We start from the raw sequence: 17,704 nt of genomic DNA, 5'->3' as shown, positions 1-17,704 counted from the left end.
GCCCACCCCGACGCCCACGCCCGTCCCGGACCGCGCGCGGGCCTCGCTGCGCCGCACCTGGTCCCTGGCCCGCGCCGAGGTGCTCCTGCTGCGCCGCAACCGGACCCTGCTGTTCTCGGCGACCCTGCTGCCGGTGGGGCTCGTCGCGCTGCTGGCGGCCGTGGGCGGTGACCGGCTGCGCACCCCGAACGGTGCCGCAGCCCTCGTCAGCACCCTCACCGGCGTGCTCCTGCTCCTCGTCGTGTTCGGCACGGTGCTCAGCACGGCCGTCGCCCGGCGCGAAGGCGGTGTCCTGCAGCGCCTGCGGACGGGGGAGTGCTCCGACGCCGAGGTGCTCGTCGCGCTGTGCGCACCGCCCGTGGTCCTGGCGGCCGCGCAGGGCGTCGTGCTCACCACCGCGGCCGTCCTCGCCCTGGGCGTCGCCCTGCCGGGCGCCCCGCTGGTCGCGCTCGCGGGCCTGCTGCTGGGCGCCGTCGTCTTCTGCCTGGTGGGACTGCTCACGGCCGCCTGGACCCGCACCGTGGAGTCCGCGCAGCTGACGAGCCTCCCCGTGCTCGGGCTGTGCCTGCTCGGCGGCGGGTTCGTCGTGCCGCTCGACGGCATGTCGCCCGCCCTGGCCGCCCTCGCGGGCGTGACGCCGCTGGCCCCGGTCCTGGAGCTGGTGCGGGCGGGCTGGTCCGGGGCGCTGGACGCCAAGGACGTCGGCGGGCAGGTCCTCACCTGCGGCGCGTGGGTCCTCGTGGGCGGCGCGGGGGTCGTCCGGTGGTTCCGCTGGTCGCCCCGTCCGTGAGCCCGCCGGGCGGGCCGGGGTGCGTGGGAGGCTGAGAGGCGTGGCAGCGCAACGCAGTCCCCGGCCGTGGGCGGGCCGCTGGTCGCAGGCGGACGACGTCAGCCGCATCGTCCTGTACACGCGGACGTCGGTGGTCCCCGCGCTCCTCGTCGTGGTCGCCGCCGCGTGGGTGGGGTTGTGGCCGCAGATCCCGGACACCGTCCCGGACGCCGTGGTCGGGGCGCTGCTGGCCGCGACGCTCCTGCAGACGGTGGTCAGCTCCGTCGTCATCGACCGCCGCGTGCGCGACCGGCCGCTGCAGCGGCGGGGGCACCTCACGTGGGCGGGGCTGAGCGCCGTCGCGGTGCTGCTGTGCTTCACCACGGCCGAGGGCGTGCGCGGCCCCGTGCTCGCGTGCGTGCTCGCGCTGACGGTGGCCCCCCTCGGCGCCTGCGGGGTGCGGCGCTGGGCGCCCGCGGCCGTGCTCGCGGCGGTCTTCCTCACGGCCTCCTCGGACGCGCCGGAGGGGGGCGCGCCGCTCGTCGCCACCTTCCTGGTGGGGTTCACGGCGCTGTTCTCGGCGGCCGCGGGCACCGTGGCGGTCTCCCTGTGGATCGTCGACGTCGTCCGCCGCCTGGCCCGCGCGGAGCAGGACCGGGCCCGGCTCGCCGTGGCGGAGGAGCGCCTGCGCTTCGCCCGCGACCTGCACGACGTCGTCGGGCGGGACCTGTCGGCGATCGCCGTCACGAGCGACCTCGTCGCGGAGCTCGCGCGCCGGGGCCGCCCCGAGGCCGTGGAGCGGGCCGAGGAGGTCCGGCGCATCGCGCAGGACTCCCTGCGCGAGGTCCGCGCGGTCGTGCGCGGCTACCGCGGCGTCGACCTCGCGACCGAGCTGGAGGGCTCAGCGGCCCTGCTCGAGTCCGCCGGCGTGCGCTGCACCGTCGACGCCCGCACCGAGGGCGTGTCCCCGGCGGCCCGCACGGCCGTCGCCTGGGTCGTGCGGGAGGGTGTCACCAACGTCGTGCGGCACTCGTCGGCCACCTGGGCCCGCGTGGAGGTGGCCGTGCGGGAGGGACGCGTGGAGGTGCTGGTGGAGAACGACCGCCCGGCGCAGGAGACGGGGGCCGCCCCCGGGACCGGCCTCGCGGGGCTGGCCGAACGGCTGCGCCCGCTGGAGGGCACCCTGACCGCCGGCCACGAGGGGGACCGGTTCGTGCTGCGCGCCCAGCTGCCGGCCGCGGCGCCCGCGGAGGTGACCGCGTGAGCGCGGACGGGCCGGGTGCGGACGTGCGGGTCCTGCTCGCCGACGACGAGAACCTGGTGCGCAGCGCGGTCGCGGGCCTGCTCGACCTGCAGGACGGCATCGTGGTCGTCGGGCAGGCGGCGTCGGGTCCCGAGGCGATCGCGGTCGCCCGCAAGGTCACCCCCGACGTCGCGGTGCTGGACCTGCAGATGCCCGGCGCGGACGGCCTCGCCGTCGCCGAGGCCGTGCACGCGCACGTGCCCGGCTGCCGCACGATGATCGTGACGAGCCACGGCCGCCCGGGCTACCTCAAGCGGGCCCTGGAGCTGGGCGTCCGCGGGTTCCTGCCCAAGACCGCCTCGGGGGCCGTCCTCGCCGACGCCATCCGCACCGTCGCGCGGGGCGGGCGGTATGTGGACCCGGAGCTCGCGGCCGACGCGATCGCCGCGGGCGAGAGCCCGCTGACCCCGCGGGAGGCGGACGTCCTGGAGCTCGCCGCCGACGGCGCGAGCGTCGAGGAGATCGCGGTGAAGGTGTCGCTGTCGCCCGGGACGGTCCGCAACCACCTGTCGGCCGCGACCGGCAAGCTCGGCGCCGCGAACCGCCACGAGGCCGTCGTGACGGCGCGCCGGCTCGGCTGGATCTAGACCCCGGCGGCCGGGGTCGCGCCGCCGTCGTCCAGCGGGCGCAGCAGCGCCGAGCGGCCCTGCGCCCAGGAGGCCAGCAGGTGCTCGGACAGGCGCTCGTCGAGCGCGGCGGTCGCCTGCATCCCGAACACGACGTCCGCGGTCATGGCCGGGTCGCCCGCGACGAGCGGCGCGATGATGCCGTGGCGCACGACCTGCTCGTGCACGGCGTCGGCCTCGACGTGCTCGGCGTAGAACCCCTCGGTGGCCGGGCCGCAGCGCAGGCGCTTCGCCGCGCGCACCAGGCGGTCCGAGCCCGGCGACGACGTCAGCTCGACGACGGCGAACTGGCCGACGAGCGCCCCGCGCAGCTCCCGGTGCAGACCCGTGAGCGACATGAGGTTCACCTCGGCGAGGACGGCCGCGGGGGCCACGTCCAGGTAGTGGCCGTAGGCGTCGCTGAGCCCGAGCTCGCGCATCATGTCCGCGAACAGCTGCGCGTGCATGCGCTCGCCGCGGCCCGCGCCGTACTCGTCGTGCTCCACGGTCACGAGCGCGGCCTTCGCCGGACCGTCCAGGCGCGGGATGACCCAGGCCTGCGGGTCGGCCTCCTTGAGGTGGTAGATCGACCGCAGCGCGATGTACTCGCGGAACTGCCACAGCTCCCCGTGCCGGCGCAGGTGCGCCGACACCCCGGGGGCGTCGACGTGCTCGACGACGAGGGCCTCGATCTCCGCCGCCAGGTCGTCCCCGCCCGGCACGGCCGCGCGCAGGGCGGCGAGGAACACCCGCTCGAGGTCGCGGCGCAGCGTCAGCAGCGCCGGGTCCCACTCGAGGTCGTCCGCGACCCCGGCGAATCCCCGGTAGTGCAGCTCGTAGCAGGTGTAGAGGGCGAGCTGCAGGTCGTCGCCGAACGGGTCGGCCGCGTCCACCGCGCCCCCCAGCGCCGCCGCGTCGACGGCCCCGCCGCGCAGGGCCGCCAGGACGGCGGACGAGAGCGGCCCCCGGGCCCCGGACCCGGCGGCGGTGGCTGGTGTCGCAGAACGGGTAGCGCTTGGAGCTGCCGCACACGCACAGGGCGTTGACGGGCCGCTGCGACACCACGCGGCGGCCGTCGGGGAGGTCGACCTCGACCGGGCCCTCGACGAGGACCGGCCCGTCGCCCGTGATGCGGACGCGCAGGGGGCGGCGGTCAGCGGGCACGGGTCTGCCGGCGCGGTGCGCCCGCCCGGCGGGCACGGTCGTCCTGCGGCTGCTCGCGCACGTCGCGCCCGCGCACGCTGTCGGTCCGGGCCGCGGTGTCGGGCAGGCGCACGGGCCGGGCGCGGGCCTCGATCACCACGAGCTCCTCGTGGTCGGCCTCGGGGGTCAGCAGCCCGCGGTCGCGGAGCAGGGCGACGCGCCGGCGCATCACGGGGCCGAAGGGCTCGGGACGCCGGGCGACCACCTCCGCCGTGAGCCCCGCCGCGCGCAGCGACCGCAGCGTCGCCTCCTCGCCGGCCAGGACCGACTGCGTCACGAGCAGGACGCCCTCGTCCGCCAGCACCGCGGGCACGCCCGCGCAGATCCGGTCGAGGACGGCGCGGCCGTCGAGGCCCGCGTCCCAGGACCGCGCCGCGCGGTGGCGGGGCAGGGCGTCCGTCGCGGCCGGCACGTACGGCGGGTTCGCCAGCACGAGGTCGAAGCGGCGGCCGGCGACGGGGGCGAACAGGTCGCCGCGCCGGACCTCGAGGTGCGCGCGGTGGAGGAGGCTGTTGAGCCGCGCGGTCGTCACCGACCGGCGCGACAGGTCCACGGCCGTCACGGTGGCGGCGCCCTCCGCAGCGGCGGCGAGCGCCAGCGCGCCGCCGCCCGTGCCGAGGTCCAGCACGCGGCGGGCGGGAGCCAGGCGGCGTTCGCGCAGCGTGTCGATGAGCAACCGGGTGTCCCCCTGGGCGGGGTACGTCCCAGGCAGGCGGAGCAGCGTCACGCCGTCCAGTGTCCCGTCCCCCGTGCCGTCGCGCGCGTCGGAGGGGACCCCCGGCGCCGTCCGCGCCGACGCCCCGGCGCCCCGTCGAGACGGGACACCGGGGCGCCGGAGCTCCTGCGGTGCGCGGGTGCCGCGGTCCCCTCAGGCGGAGATCTGCACGGCGGCCCACGACAGGGCCGGCAGCACGATGGTCGCGACGCCGTCGGTGACGGTCGCGTCCTGCAGCGGGCGCAGGCCGACCTGGTCGTGCGCACCGGAGGCGTTGGTCGTGTGGCGGTCCTGGCCGTCGGTGGCGGCGAGCACCTTCGCGGTCACGACGCGGGAGACGTCGAAGCCCCGCAGGTCGACAGTCACGGTCGCGGAGTCCTCGAGGTCGCGGTTGGCGAGGAACAGCGACAGCGTCTGCGTCTCCTCGTCGTAGGTCGCGGAGGAGTCCACGACGTCCACGTCGCCGAAGCGCTCGGTGGCGTAGGTGTCGCTCGTGCTCGCGACGCGCAGCACGGTCCCGCTGGCGAGGCGGCGGACCTGCTCGAAGGGGTGCGCGATGGACTGCTTCCACGCGTCCCCGCCCGGCTCGCTGCGCAGCAGGCCGATGACGTTGACGAGCTGCGCCTGCGCGCCGATGGTCACCCGGTCGGAGTGGCGCAGCAGCGAGTTCAGCAGGGTGCCGACGACGACCGCGTCGGTGACGGAGTACTCGTCCTCGATGACGCGGGGCGCGACGTCCCACGGCTCGACGCCGGGGCCGTGGTGCGGACGCGTCTGGTACCAGACGTTCCACTCGTCGAAGGACAGGTTGATGAACTTCGAGTGCTTGCCGCGCGCGCGCACCGCGTCCGCCGTGGCGACGACCTGCTCGATGAACAGGTCCATGTCGACGGCCGAGGCGAGGAAGCTCCCCGCGTCCTTGGTGTCGTCGTCCTCCTGGTAGTAGGCGTGCAGCGACACGTAGTCGACCGTGTCGTAGGCCAGTTCCAGGACGGTGCTCTCCCAGGCGCCGAACGTGGGCATCGACCGGCTGGAGGAACCCACGGCGACGAGTTCGATGTCGGGGTCGATCTGGCGCATGGCCCGGCCGGTCTCGGCGGCCAGGCGGCCGTACTCGTGGGCGGTCTTGTGACCGGTCTGCCAGGGGCCGTCGAGCTCGTTGCCGAGGCACCAGAGCTTGATGCCGAACGGGTCCTTCGCGCCGTGGGCGATGCGCAGGTCGGAGTACTTCGTGCCGGCGGTGTGGTTGGAGTACTCGAGCAGGTTGCAGGCGTCCTGCATGCCCCGCGTGCCGAGGTTGACGGCCATCATGGGTTCGGTGCCGACCTTGCGGGCCCACGCGTCGAACTCCGCGAGACCGAACTGGTTGGTCTCCACCGAGCGCCAGGCGCGGTCGATGCGCCGCGGGCGCGCCTCGCGGGGGCCGACCGAGTCCTCCCAGTCGAAGCCCGAGACGAAGTTCCCGCCGGGGTAGCGCACGACGGTGGGACCGAGTTCCTTCGTGAGTTCCAGGACGTCCGTGCGGAACCCGTCCTCGTCCGCCGTCGGGTGGTCCGGCTCGAAGATGCCGGTGTAGACGCAGCGGCCCATGTGCTCGACGAAGGAGCCGAAGAGGCGGCGGGGCACGGGGGCCACGGTGAACGCGGGGTCCAGGGTGAGTCGGGCGTTGCGCACGGGTTTCCTTCCGGGGGACGGGCGGTGGCGGGTCGGGAGGCGAGTTCGGCTGCGGTGGAGCGGGTCAGCGGCGGCGCGCACCCGGGGAGGGACGGCGACCGCCGGGCGGGCGCGCGAGGACGCGGCCGCGCGGGCGCAGCACGCCGCGCGGCGGGGTGCTGCCGGTCATCCTCGACCTCCGTGGACCGCGACGTCGGCGCCCGGACCGACCGGGCGCCGGGGGGACGCTGACTTTGCAACGTTGGAAGGCAGCCTGCCCCCAAACTCGGGGCGTCGTCAAGCGCTCGGTGGCATGATGCGGCGGTGCCTGCCTCCCGAGCGACGACGCTGCGTGACGTCGCCCTGGCTGCCGGTGTGTCGATCAAGACCGTCTCGAACGTCGTCAACGACCACCCTCACGTGCGCCCCGCCATGCGCGAGCGCGTGCGCGCCGTCATCGACGAGCTCGACTACCGCCCCAACGGCATCGGCCGGCAGCTGCGGCAGGGGCGGACGGGGCTGATCGCGCTCGCGGTGCCGAACGTCACGAGCCCCTACTACGGCGAGCTGACCTCCACGCTCGTCACGGCCGCCCGGGCCCGGGGGCTGACCCTTCTGGTCGAGCAGACCGACGGCGAGCCCGATCGCGAGCGCGAGGTCGCCGCGGGCTTCCCCGTGCGCCTCGTGGACGGGCTGGTCTTCGTGCCGCTGTCGATGCCCGTGGCGGAGCTGGCGCAGCGGCGCGACTCCACGCCGGCCGTGCTCATCGGCGAGCACGGCGAGGGCGCGGGCATCGACCGGGTCACCATCGACTCCGTCGACATCGGCGAGCTGGGCACGCGGCACCTGCTCCAGATCGGGCGGCGGCGCATCGCGTTCCTCGGCGACAAGCAGTCCCTCCGCTCGCCCGTGGTGGCCGAGCGCATCGCGGGCTACGAGCGGGCGCTGCGCGCGCACGGCGTACCGGTCGACCCCCGGCTGAGCTGGGTGACGCCGGAGTGGGAGCGCCGGCACGGCTACGACGGCACGCTCACGCTCATGGCGGCCCACCCCGACGTGGACGCCGTCTTCGCCGCCAACGACCTGCTGGCCTACGGGGCCCTGCACGCGCTGCGCGAGCTCGGGCGCCGGGTCCCGGACGACGTCGCGGTCGTGGGCGTCGACGACGTGGAGCAGTCCCGCTACACCGCGCCGACGCTCACCTCGATCGCGCTCGACCGGGGGGTGATGGCCGACCTCGCCCTGGGGCTGCTGGTCGACCGGCTCGCGGGCGTCGAGGGCCCGCCGCGCCTGCTCACGGCGACCCACCACCTCGAGGTGCGCGAGAGCACTTCGGGCGTGCCGGTCGGGGCCGTGCCCGCGGGCGCGCGGGCCGCCGCCGGCGCCTGACGTCCGGAGGGTCAGGCGCGAGGGTCAGACCGCGGTGCGGGCGGGTGCGCCGGCCACGATCGGCAGGGTGGTCCGCGGGGCGCGGGCCCGCAGCCCCGCCGTGGTGACGGCGCCGAGGAACAGCACGGCCCCGAGCATCTCGAGGCCCTCCTCGACGCCCACCACGAGCGCGTAGGGCACGTCCTGCACGACGACCGTCTCGCTCACCCGGGGGGCGCCGCCGTCGGTGACCACGGTGGTCGTGACCGGCACCGCGGCGGCCTCGTAGAGCGGCGACCCGGCCATCTCCACGCCGACCGCACCGGCGAGGTACACCGCGGCGCTGAGGACGAACGTCCAGCGCGTGACGGCGGACTGCGCCCGCAGGAAGCGCAGGAAGAGCAGCCCGAAGACGGCGACCAGCGGCACCGCGAGCACGACCCACGCGAAGGTCAGCACGCCGGAGGTGTCCAGCAGGGCGCGCAGCGGCAGGATCGCCTGCTCGTGCAGCTCCGTGAGCTCGTCGAGGGACAGGTACACGAAGGTCACGGACAGCAGGCGCCAGTGCCGGTGCCAGCGGGAGCCGGCCGCCCTCTCCGCCGAGGCGATGTGCCACAGGCGCTCGCCCGCGGTCAGGAGCAGCGCCGTCGAGAACCAGGCCGGCACGCCCATCTCGCGGTCGACGAAGAACCACCGCTCGGCGCTGTTCAGGCCCTCGAACTCCAGGCCGAGGCCGTGCTTCAGCACCTGGGTCAGGACGCTCAGCAGCCCCAGACCGACGACGACCGCCAGCAGCACGGGCGTCCAGCGCCCGGGGAGGCGGAAGCCCTCGGCGACCTCGCGCAGCACGGCCCGCCGGCGGTTGGCCGTCGCGTCGGCGGCCGTTCGTCCTGTGTTCACCGCGGCACCCTCGCACCGACCGTGGTGCTCGAGCGGTGGGACTGGGGGAAACGGGTGAAAGTGCGCCGCTGCGTCCGCTCACGACTCCGCCGGGTAGCCGCCGACCCGGCGCTGAGCGCGGTCGGCGGGGGCGAGGTGGCGCCTCCCGGACGACGGGTGCCGTCAGAGCGGCCCGGCGAGGACGCAGAACTCGTTGCCCTCCGGGTCCGCCAGCACGTCCCAGGTCACCCCGCGCTGGCCGATGTCGACCGGTGCGGCCCCGGCCGCGAGCAGGGTGGTGAGCACGGCGTCCCGGCCCGCGCCGTCCCGGCCCGCGCCGTCCCGGCCCGCGCCGTCCCGGGTGGGGCGGACGTCGAGGTGCCAGCGGTTCTTCCCCTCGTGCGCTCCCGCCCCGTCGACGAACTCCAGGAACGGCCCGGCCGCGCCCCGGCGCAGGGCCGGCACGCCGGAACCCTCGACGGGCGTCCAGCCGGTGGCCAGGGCCCAGAAGCCGCGCAGCGCCGCCGCGTCCCCGGCCGCCACCACGATCGACGCGACGCGCCCCGTGCCCTCGTACTCCGGGCGGGGGTCCAGCACGCAGAGCTCGTTGCCCTCAGGGTCGGCCAGCACGACCCACGGCACGTCGCCCTGCCCCACGTCGACGGGCCGCGCTCCCAGGTCGAGCAGGAGCTCGACCGTCTGGCGCTGGTCCGCGGGGGAGGCGGAGTCGAGGTCCAGGTGCAGGCGGTTGGGGCCCCGCTTCGGCGCGGCCGCGGGGACGAACACGAGGGGGACGCCCGGCTCGCCCTCGGGCGGGTCGACGTCGGCCTCGTGCTCGTCGCGGTAGCCGAGCCGCCAGTCCAGCGCCCGCGCCCACCAGTGCGCGAGGGCGCCGGGATCGGCCGCGTCGACGACGACGCTGGCGAGGAGGCTGCCGGGCACGACCCGATCCTGTCAGCTCACCGGCCGTCGTCGGGCCGAGCGGTGGGGCTCAGGCCCCGCGCCCGGTCTGCTGCTGCAGCTCGTCGATGAGCTCCGAGGCGCGGGCCTTGTCGAGGCCCTCGGGCAGGTCGCGGCCCGCCTCGCGGGCCAGGGTCTGCAGGTAGCTGTGCTGCGGCCCGGTCATGGGCTCGTCGCCCGTCACCCAGGTCTCGGGGTCCTTCTCGGCGTTCTGCGTCGGGGCCGGGGCGGTGTTCTCGTCCGGGGCGGTGTTCTCGCTCATGCCGCGACGCTACGACGCGTGGGCCCGCGGCGCCCGGCGGGACGTCGAGGGTGGCGGGCCGGCGGGGTCGCCACGCCGTACGGTGGGCCGGTGGAGTTCCGACGCATCCCCGGCCTGCCGCCCTACGTGTTCACCATCATCGACACGCTGAAGGTGCAGGCCCGGCGCGACGGGCGCGACGTGGTCGACCTGGGCTTCGGCAACCCGGACATCCCCTCCCCGCAGATCGCGGTCGACAAGCTCGCCGAGGCCGCGCACAACAGCCGCAACCACCGCTACTCCGCGAGCCGCGGGATCCCGAAGCTGCGCGAGGCGGCCGCGGACCTGTACCGGCGGCAGTGGGGCGTCGAGCTGGACCCGGAGACCGAGGTCATCTCGACCATCGGCGCCAAGGAGGGGTTCAGCCACCTCATGTGGGTGCTGCTGCAGGCCGGGGACGCGGCGATCGTGCCGACGCCGTCGTACCCGATACACCTGTGGGGCCCCTACTTCGCCGGGGCCGACACCCGCCAGGTGCCCATCGGTGCGGGCCGCGACGGCGGCGCCGCGTACGTCGACGGCGTCATCGCCGCGTGGGAGCAGGGCTGGCCGCGGCCGCGCGTCGTCGTCTGCTCGTTCCCGCACAACCCGACCACCGCGACGGCGGAACTCGCCGACCTGCAGCGCCTCGTCGACTGGGCCCGCGAGCGCGACGTCGTCGTCGTGCACGACTTCGCCTACGCCGACATCGCCTTCGACGGGTGGCGGCCGCCGTCGGTCCTGCAGTGCGAGGGCGCGAAGGACTGCGCCGTCGAGCTCTACTCGATGACGAAGTCGTTCTCCATGGCCGGCTGGCGCGTCGCCTTCCTCGCCGGCAACCGCGAGGTCGTGGGCGCGCTGGCCAAGCTGAAGAGCTACCTCGACTACGGGGCGTTCCAGCCCGTGCAGATCGCGGCCACCGTGACGATGAACGAGGCGTCCGAGTACCCGGCCGAGGTCAACGCCGTGTACGCCGCGCGGCGCGACGCGCTCGTCGGCGGCCTGGCGCGCATCGGCTGGGACGTGCCCGCGCCGCGCGGCACGATGTTCGTCTGGGCGCCCATCCCCGCGCCGTACGCGCACCTCGGCAGCATCGAGTTCGCGACGCTCCTGGTCACCGAGGCCGACGTCGCCGTCTCCCCGGGCGTCGGGTTCGGCGCGGGCGGTGAGGGGCACGTCCGCTTCGCGCTCATCGAGAACGAGCAGCGCATCGCGCAGGCCGTGCGGCGGATGCGTGCGGCCCTGCCGGGACTCGCCGTGGGCGCGGAGGAGCCGGTGCCGGCGGTGCCGGCGCCGTGAGCGCTCCCGAGCCCGTCCGCGCCTGCGACGTCCGGCCCGAGGACGTGGTCACGGCGGCGTGCGCGCTCGGCCCGCTCGCCCAGCGCGCCGACGACGACGAGCGGTGGGAGCGGGCCGCGTGGCCGACCCGCTGGAGCGCGGCCAGCAGCGTCAGCCACGTCGCCGACGCGCTGCTCTTCTACGCGGGCCTCGTCGCCACCCGGGCCACCGGGCCGCGCCCACCGCTGCGCGAGGGCCGTCCCGCGGCGCCCGCCGAGCAGCTCGCCGACGTCGCCGGCGCCGCGGCGGTGCTGGCCGCCGCGCTGCGCGACCTGGGGGACGGGCGCGCGTGGCACCCCAGCGGGTCGGCCGACGCCGGGGGCTGGGCGGGCATGGCCGTCACCGAGGTGCTCGTGCACGGCCGCGACACGGCGCTCGCCCTGGACGTGTGGATCGACCTGCCCGCCGACGTCTGCGCCCGCACCGTGCGGCGGGTGTTCCCGTGGGCCGCGACGGCGCTCGAGACGTCGTCACCGGCCGACGTGCTGCTGGCCGTGACCGGGCGCACGGACGTCGAGGGCATCGACCACGACCCGGACTGGTGGTGGCAGTCGGAGCCGCTGGAGCACTGGGACGGCGAACCCCGCCGCCGCTCGCGCCCGCCGCACTGGCACTGACGGCGCGTTGCGGCGGCGCCGCCCTAGGATCGCCGCATGACCCACGTCCTCTCCGCGGTGGCCTGGCCCTACGCCAACGGCCCCCGGCACCTCGGCCACGTCGCCGGCTTCGGCGTCCCCTCCGACGTGTTCAGCCGCTACATGCGGATGGCGGGTCACGACGTCCTCATGGTCTCCGGCACCGACGAGCACGGGACGCCCATCCTCGTGCAGGCCGAGCAGGAGGGCGTGACGCCGCAGGCGCTCGCGGACCGCTACAACCGGGTCATCGCGGAGGACCTGCACGGCCTCGGCCTGGCCTACGACCTGTTCACCCGCACCACGACGGCGAACCACTACTCGGTCGTGCAGGAGATGTTCCGCACGGTGCACCGCAACGGGTACATGGTCGCGAAGAAGGCCATGGGCGCGATCTCCCCGTCCACGGGCCGCACGCTGCCGGACCGCTACGTCGAGGGCACGTGCCCGATCTGCGGGTTCGACGGCGCGCGCGGCGACCAGTGCGACAACTGCGGCAACCAGCTCGACGCGATCGAGCTGAAGGACCCGCGCAGCCGCATCAACGGCGAGACGCCGCTGTTCGTGGAGACCGAGCACTTCTTCCTCGACCTGCCCGCGCTGGCGGAGGCGCTGGGCGGGTGGCTGGCCGGGCGCAGCGAGACGGGCCGCTGGCGGCCCAACGTCCTGAAGTTCTCCCTGAACCTGCTCGACGACCTCAAGCCGCGCGCCATGACGCGCGACATCGACTGGGGCATCCCCGTCCCGCTGCCCGGCTGGGAGGAGAACCCCGCCAAGCGGCTGTACGTGTGGTTCGACGCCGTCATCGGCTACCTCTCCGCGTCGGTGGAGTGGGCGCGCCGCACGGGGGACCCGGACGCCTGGAAGGCGTGGTGGACCGACCCGGCCGCGGAGTCGTACTACTTCATGGGCAAGGACAACATCACCTTCCACTCCCAGATCTGGCCCGCGGAACTGCTGGCCTACGACGGGCGGGGCGCGCACGGCGGGGCACCCGGGCCGTACGGGTCGCTGCAGCTGCCGACCGAGGTCGTCTCCAGTGAGTTCATGACCCTGGAGGGTAAGCAGTTCTCGTCCAGTCGCAACCACGTGATCCTGGTGCGCGACATGCTTTCCCGCTACCAGCCCGACGCGTTGCGCTACTACATCTCGGCGGCCGGCCCGGAGAACAACGACTCGGACTTCAGCTGGTCCGACTTCGCGACGCGCACGAACTCCGAGCTCGTCGCGGGCTGGGGCAACCTGGTCAACCGCACCGCGAGCCTGATCGCCAAGAACCTCGGCGCGATCCCCGCGGCCGGAACACTAATCGACGCCGACCACGCCTTGCTGGGCAAGACGGAGGCTGGTTTCCACAGCGTCGGGACGCTCATCCGGGGCAACCGGCAGCGGGCCGGCATCGCCGAGGCCATGCGCGTGGTCGGCGAGGTCAACAAGTACCTCACCGAGCAGGAACCCTGGAAGATCAAGAACTCCGACCCCGAGCGGATGGCGTCGGTGCTCCACGTCGCGGCGCAGGCCGTCTCCGACTGCCGCACCCAGCTCTCGCCGTTCCTGCCGCAGTCCTCGCAGGCGGTGCACGAGGCGCTGGGCGGCACGGGGACCGTCTCGCCCATGCCGCGCCTGGAGGAGGTCACCGACCTCGACGACGGCCGCCCCTACCCGGTCCTCACGGGCGACTACCGCCGCGGCGAGACGCTGCCCGCGTGGGGCCGCGTGCCGGTCGTCCCGGGGACGCCCGTGGCGGCCCCGACGCCGGTGTTCACCAAGCTCGACGTCGCGGCCGTCGTCGAGGAGGAGCTGGCCCGGTTGCGGACGGACGCGTGAGCGAGGCCGTCCCCCGCACGCGGGCCGGCGAGTCGGGCGGGCGGCGCCGCGACCTCGAGCGGCCGCCGTCGCCCGAGCCGCTGCCGGTGCCGGTCGTGGACAACCACACGCACCTCGACATCGCCGACTCCGACGACGAGACGTCGGTCGAGGACCTGCTCGCGGCCGCGACCGCGGTGGGCGTGCCCCGGGCCGTGCAGATCGGCTGCGACCTGCCGGCGGCCCGGTGGACGGTGCAGGCCCTCGACCGCCACCCCCACCTGCTGGGCGGGGTCGCGCTGCACCCCAACGAGGCGCCGTCGCTGGCCGCCGCCGGCGAGCTGGACCGCGCGCTGGCGGAGATCCGCGAGCTCGCGCGGCACCCCCGGGTGCGGGTCGTGGGGGAGACGGGCCTGGACCGCTTCCGGACGCCGCCCGAGGGCATGGCCGCGCAGGAGGAGTCGTTCCGCCGGCACATCGCGCTGGCCAAGGAGCTCGGGCTGGCCCTGCAGATCCACGACCGCGACGCGCACGACGACGTCCTGCGGGTCCTCGCGGAGGAGGGGGCGCCGGAGCGGACGGTGTTCCACTGCTTCTCCGGCGACGCCGCGATGGCGCGCACGTGCGGCGACCTCGGGTACTTCCTCTCCTTCGCGGGCACGGTGACGTTCCGCAACGCGCAGCCGCTCCGGGAGGCGCTCCTCGCGGCCCCGCGCGAGCGGATCCTCGTGGAGACCGACGCACCGTTCCTGACCCCGGTGCCGTTCCGCGGCAGGCCGAACGCGAGCTACCTCATCCCGTTCACTGTGCGCAGCATGGCAAACACTCTCAGTGCCGACCTGGCGGAGTTGTGCGCCACGCTGGCGGCGAACTCCGAGGCGGTCTACGGCTCCTGGTGACGGTTCCCCCGCCGCGGCGTGCAGGTTCCGCGATCACGGGAACTTGTCGGGGGGGTCTCGGGCGGGTTACGGTCCCGCCCAGTCGGCCGGGGTCGAGACCATCCGGGTGACACGCGAGGCGGAGCGGCGTGACCGGGACGGTCGGCGGTGCTCCGCGATCCGGGGGAGGGGTCCGCCCGGGTGTCCGGTTCCTGCCCGTCCGCCGTCGGCGGCCGGGTCGCCGGGCTGCGCGTGCGCCCGTCTCGTGCCCGGGACCATCGTCGAACAGGTACCCCGTGGCTCGCACGCTGCCCTTCTCCCGCACCGCCCGCCTCGTCGCCGGCGGCACCGCCCTGGCCGCCGTGGTCGGCGGCACCGTCGCCTTCACGACCTTCGACAAGGACGTCACGCTCGACGCCGACGGCACGACCTCGCAGGTCAGCACGTTCGCGGGCACCGTCGGCGACGTCCTCGAGGCCGAGGGCGTCACCGTGGGCCCGCACGACATCGTCGCGCCGGCCCCGGACGCCCGCCTGAGCGACGGCGCGGAGATCGTCGTGCGCTACGGCCGCAAGCTCACCCTCACGGTCGACGGGCAGCAGCAGGTCCTCTGGACGACCGCGCGCACCGTCGACGAGGCGCTCGCCGACCTGGGCGTGCGGGCCGACGGCGCCAGGCTGTCCGCCTCGCGCTCCGAGCCGCTCGGCCGGCAGGGCCTCGCCCTCGACGTCGTCACCCCCAAGCCCGTCACCGTGGTCGCCGACGGCACCGAGCGGCCGCTGACCAGCACCGCCACCGACGTCGCCGGCCTGCTCGGCGAGGCGGGCGTCGTGGTCCGCCCCGGCGACGAGGTCTCCGTGCCGGTCACCGACGCCGTCGGCGCCGGGCTGCGCGTCCAGGTCGTCCGCGTCGACCGCTCGCAGAGCACCGAGGTCGTCGACCTGCCCCACGGCAGCCGCACGGAGCGCACCGACGCGCTCTTCACGGGGGAGCGCAAGGTCGTCACCCCCGGGGTGGAGGGCTCGAAGACGGTCACCTTCGACGACGTCTACCGCGACGGCGTCCGCGCGCAGCACGACGTCGCGGGCGAGGTCGTCGACGTCGCCCCCGTCGAGGAGGTCGTCCAGGTCGGCACGAAGGCGAAGCCGGCCCCGGCCCCGAAGCCCGCGGCCGCGGCCCCCTCGGGCGGCGGCGGGTCCGTCAGCGGTGCCGACGGCCTGAACTGGGGCGCGCTCGCGGCCTGCGAGTCCGGCGGCAACGCGTCCATCGTCTCGGCCAGCGGCAAGTACCACGGGCTCTACCAGTTCAGCGTCGCCACGTGGCGCGCCGTCGGCGGCAGCGGGCTGCCGAGCCAGGCGTCGGCCGGCGAGCAGACCTACCGGGCCAAGCTGCTGTACCAGCGCGCGGGTGCGGGACAGTGGCCCGTGTGCGGGAAGAGGCTCTGAGCTCGCTGCTCACCGCGTCCGACGTCCGGGAGCTCGCCACCCGCCTGGGGGTGCGCCCGACCAAGACGCTGGGGCAGAACTTCGTCGTCGACGGCAACACCGTCCGGCGCATCGTCCGGGTGGCCGGGCTCACCGGCGACGACGTGGTCGTCGAGGTGGGCCCGGGCCTGGGCTCGCTCACGCTGGCGCTGCTCGAGGTCGTCGACCGGGTCGTCGCGGTCGAGGTGGACCCGGTGCTGGCGGCCGAGCTGCCGCGCACCGCGGCGGCCCGCGCGCGGGCCGGGACCGAGCTCGAGGTCGTCACGGCCGACGCGCTGCGCGTCGAGGCCCTGCCCGGCCCCCCGCCGACCGCGCTCGTGGCGAACCTGCCGTACAACGTCGCCGTCCCCGTGCTGCTGACGATGCTCGCGCGCTTCCCGACGCTGCGCCGGGTCCTCGTCATGGTGCAGGGCGAGGTCGCCGACCGGCTGGTGGCCCCGCCCGGCAGCCGCACGTACGGCGTGCCGAGCGTCAAGACGGCCTGGTACGCCGGGGCCGTGCGCGCCGGATCGGTGGCGCCTGCGGTCTTCTGGCCGGTCCCGCGCGTGGACTCGGGCCTGGTCGCGCTGACGCGGCGCGAGCCCCCGGTGACGGCCGCGTCGCGCGAGGAGGTCTTCGCGGTCGTGGACGCGGCGTTCGCGCAGCGCCGCAAGACCCTGCGCGCGGCGCTGGCCGGCTGGGCCGGCTCACCCGCCGCGGCCGAGGCGGCCCTGCGCGCCGCGGGCGTCGACCCCGCCGAGCGGGGCGAGCAGCTCGACGTCGCGGCCTTCGCGCGCATCGCCGCGACCCGCCCTCCGGCGTAGGCCGTAGGCTCGCGCGACGTGCCGAGTCCTGCTCCCGGCGCGGCCGTCACGGCCCGCGCCCCCGCCAAGGTCAACCTGCTGCTGCAGGTCGGCCCGCGCCGCGACGACGGCTTCCACGACCTGCTGACGGTCTTCCAGGCCCTGTCGCTGCACGAGGACGTCACCGCGACGCCGGCCCCGGCCGGCCGCTGGGACGTGCGCGTCTCGGGCACCGACGGCACGGACGTGCGCGCGGTCCCGCTGGACGGGTCCAACCTCGCCGTGCGCGCCGCGCGGCTGCTCGCGGAGCGGACCGGCACGACGACGGGCGTGGACCTGCACCTGCACAAGGGCGTCCCCGTGGCCGGGGGCATGGCCGGCGGGTCCGCCGACGCGGCCGCGGCCCTGGTCGCCTGCGACGCCCTGTGGGGCACCCGCCTGGGCCTCGAGCGGCTGGGGGAGCTCGCGGCCGAGCTCGGCTCCGACGTCCCGTTCGCGCTGCACGGCCGCACCGCGGTCGGCACCGGCCGCGGAGAGCGGCTCGTGCCGGTCATGACGACGGCGACCTTCTCCTGGGTGCTCGTGACCTCCCCGGCGGGCCTGTCGACGCCCGCGGTGTTCCGCGAGTTCGACCGGCTCACGGGCGACGGCGGCAGCGACCTCACCGACGTCACGCGCCTGCGGGCCGTCGAGACCGCCCTGCGGGCCGGGGACCCCGGGCAGCTGGGGGCCGCCCTGCACAACGACCTCACCGAGGCCGCCGTGTCGCTCGCGCCCCGGCTGGCCGCCACGCTCGCCGGGGGCCGCGCGGCGGGCGCGCTCGCGGCGGTCGTCTCCGGGTCGGGCCCGACCGTCGCCCTGCTGGCGGCCTCGCCCGCGGCGGCCGCGCAGCTGGCGGCCGCGCTCGCCGACGAGCACGGTGCCGGGCGCGTCCGGACGGCGACCGCCCCCGTGCTGGGCGCCCACGTCCTCGAGGCGGTGCGCGCCACGGCGGTCACCGACCACGCCTCCGCACGCCGCCCCGACCTGCAGCCCGACCTGCGGCC

The 17,704-nt window shown here is 75.9% G+C and carries 17 protein-coding genes; 11 read left to right on the top strand and 6 right to left on the bottom strand.

Annotated features, from left to right (window positions below; translation table 11 throughout):
* From GTR02_RS09995 to GTR02_RS09985, 3 genes are all read left to right on the top strand, one after another.
* Positions 1-790 (top strand): ABC transporter permease (locus GTR02_RS09995; RefSeq protein ID WP_166607338.1); only part of this gene is annotated, 790 nt, incomplete at its 5' end.
* A gap of 40 nt (positions 791-830) precedes the next feature.
* A complete protein-coding gene (locus GTR02_RS09990) occupies positions 831-2,033 on the top strand; it encodes a histidine kinase (protein WP_166607337.1) in 1,203 nt (400 codons plus the stop codon).
* On the top strand, positions 2,030-2,659 hold the full coding sequence (locus tag GTR02_RS09985; RefSeq protein ID WP_338073715.1) for a response regulator: 630 nt from the start codon (positions 2,030-2,032) through the stop codon (positions 2,657-2,659). The genes GTR02_RS09990 and GTR02_RS09985 overlap by 4 nt, the downstream gene beginning before the upstream one ends.
* Here GTR02_RS09985 and GTR02_RS09980 read toward each other — a convergent pair.
* The 3 genes from GTR02_RS09980 to arfA form a co-directional block, all read right to left on the bottom strand.
* On the bottom strand, positions 2,656-3,621 hold the full coding sequence (locus tag GTR02_RS09980) for an iron-containing redox enzyme family protein (protein WP_166607341.1): 966 nt from the start codon (positions 3,619-3,621) through the stop codon (positions 2,656-2,658). The two genes, GTR02_RS09985 and GTR02_RS09980, sit on opposite strands and share 4 nt — an antisense overlap.
* 209 nt (positions 3,622-3,830) lie before the next feature.
* The gene (locus GTR02_RS09970; protein ID WP_166607336.1) at positions 3,831-4,607 is read right to left on the bottom strand and encodes a HemK2/MTQ2 family protein methyltransferase; all 777 of its coding nucleotides are present in this window, start codon (positions 4,605-4,607) and stop codon (positions 3,831-3,833) included.
* 141 nt (positions 4,608-4,748) lie between these two features.
* Positions 4,749-6,269, bottom strand: coding sequence for an arabinosylfuranosidase ArfA (arfA, locus tag GTR02_RS09965; RefSeq protein ID WP_166607335.1), 1,521 nt, complete (start codon positions 6,267-6,269; stop codon positions 4,749-4,751).
* A gap of 303 nt (positions 6,270-6,572) precedes the next feature.
* Between arfA and GTR02_RS09960 the strand changes: the two genes are divergently transcribed.
* Positions 6,573-7,637 (top strand): substrate-binding domain-containing protein, encoded by a 1,065-nt coding sequence (locus tag GTR02_RS09960; RefSeq protein ID WP_166607334.1) that lies wholly within the window; start codon positions 6,573-6,575, stop codon positions 7,635-7,637.
* Positions 7,638-7,661: 24 nt separating this feature from the next.
* Here the strand turns inward: GTR02_RS09960 and GTR02_RS09955 are convergent, their stop codons facing one another.
* The 3 genes from GTR02_RS09955 to GTR02_RS09945 all read right to left on the bottom strand — a co-directional run bounded on the left by GTR02_RS09955 (position 7,662) and on the right by GTR02_RS09945 (position 9,717).
* Entirely contained in the window at positions 7,662-8,516 is an 855-nt protein-coding gene (locus tag GTR02_RS09955) for a hypothetical protein (RefSeq protein WP_166607333.1), read from the bottom strand.
* Positions 8,517-8,678: 162 nt separating this feature from the next.
* A complete protein-coding gene (locus GTR02_RS24370) occupies positions 8,679-9,437 on the bottom strand; it encodes a VOC family protein (protein ID WP_166607332.1) in 759 nt (252 codons plus the stop codon).
* Positions 9,438-9,486: 49 nt separating this feature from the next.
* Positions 9,487-9,717: a DUF3072 domain-containing protein gene (locus GTR02_RS09945; RefSeq protein WP_166607331.1), complete on the bottom strand. Its 231-nt coding sequence runs from the start codon at positions 9,715-9,717 to the stop codon at positions 9,487-9,489.
* Between the two features lie 90 nt (positions 9,718-9,807).
* On the opposite strand from GTR02_RS09945, the gene GTR02_RS09940 reads away from it, so the two are divergent.
* The 7 genes from GTR02_RS09940 to GTR02_RS09910 form a co-directional block, all read left to right on the top strand.
* Positions 9,808-11,034 (top strand): aminotransferase class I/II-fold pyridoxal phosphate-dependent enzyme, encoded by a 1,227-nt coding sequence (locus GTR02_RS09940; protein WP_166607330.1) that lies wholly within the window; start codon positions 9,808-9,810, stop codon positions 11,032-11,034.
* Complete coding sequence (locus GTR02_RS09935) at positions 11,031-11,690, top strand: maleylpyruvate isomerase N-terminal domain-containing protein (RefSeq protein ID WP_166607329.1); 660 nt, start codon at positions 11,031-11,033, stop codon at positions 11,688-11,690. Before GTR02_RS09940 ends, GTR02_RS09935 begins: the two co-directional genes overlap by 4 nt.
* Positions 11,691-11,726: 36 nt before the next feature.
* Positions 11,727-13,535 carry a methionine--tRNA ligase gene (gene metG, locus GTR02_RS09930; protein WP_166607328.1) on the top strand — a complete coding sequence of 603 codons (1,809 nt, stop codon included), beginning with the start codon at positions 11,727-11,729 and terminating at the stop codon, positions 13,533-13,535.
* Entirely contained in the window at positions 13,532-14,413 is an 882-nt protein-coding gene (locus GTR02_RS09925) for a TatD family hydrolase (RefSeq protein ID WP_166607327.1), read from the top strand. The genes metG and GTR02_RS09925 overlap by 4 nt, the downstream gene beginning before the upstream one ends.
* 275 nt (positions 14,414-14,688) lie before the next feature.
* Entirely contained in the window at positions 14,689-15,837 is a 1,149-nt protein-coding gene (locus tag GTR02_RS23790) for a ubiquitin-like domain-containing protein (protein WP_205708972.1), read from the top strand.
* Positions 15,810-16,679 (top strand): 16S rRNA (adenine(1518)-N(6)/adenine(1519)-N(6))-dimethyltransferase RsmA, encoded by an 870-nt coding sequence (gene rsmA / locus GTR02_RS09915; RefSeq protein ID WP_166607326.1) that lies wholly within the window; start codon positions 15,810-15,812, stop codon positions 16,677-16,679. Before GTR02_RS23790 ends, rsmA begins: the two co-directional genes overlap by 28 nt.
* A gap of 18 nt (positions 16,680-16,697) precedes the next feature.
* On the top strand, positions 16,698-17,704 hold a 1,007-nt coding region (locus tag GTR02_RS09910), incomplete at its 3' end, for a 4-(cytidine 5'-diphospho)-2-C-methyl-D-erythritol kinase (RefSeq protein WP_166607325.1).

This window comes from Kineococcus siccus (assembly GCF_009906795.1).
GTDB classification, from domain to species: Bacteria; Actinomycetota; Actinomycetes; order Actinomycetales; family Kineococcaceae; genus Kineococcus; species Kineococcus siccus.
The sequence above is the reverse complement of the archived record's forward strand: the minus strand, read 5'-3'. Positions and strand labels throughout refer to the sequence as shown.

What these genes read in the sequence shown, in the direction of transcription:
- GTR02_RS09945 (WP_166607331.1), bottom strand. Translation starts at nt 9,717, where the DNA reads ATGAGCGAGAACACCGCCCCGGACGAGAACACCGCCCCGGCCCCGACG.
- metG (WP_166607328.1), top strand. Translation starts at nt 11,727, where the DNA reads ATGACCCACGTCCTCTCCGCGGTGGCCTGGCCCTACGCCAACGGCCCC.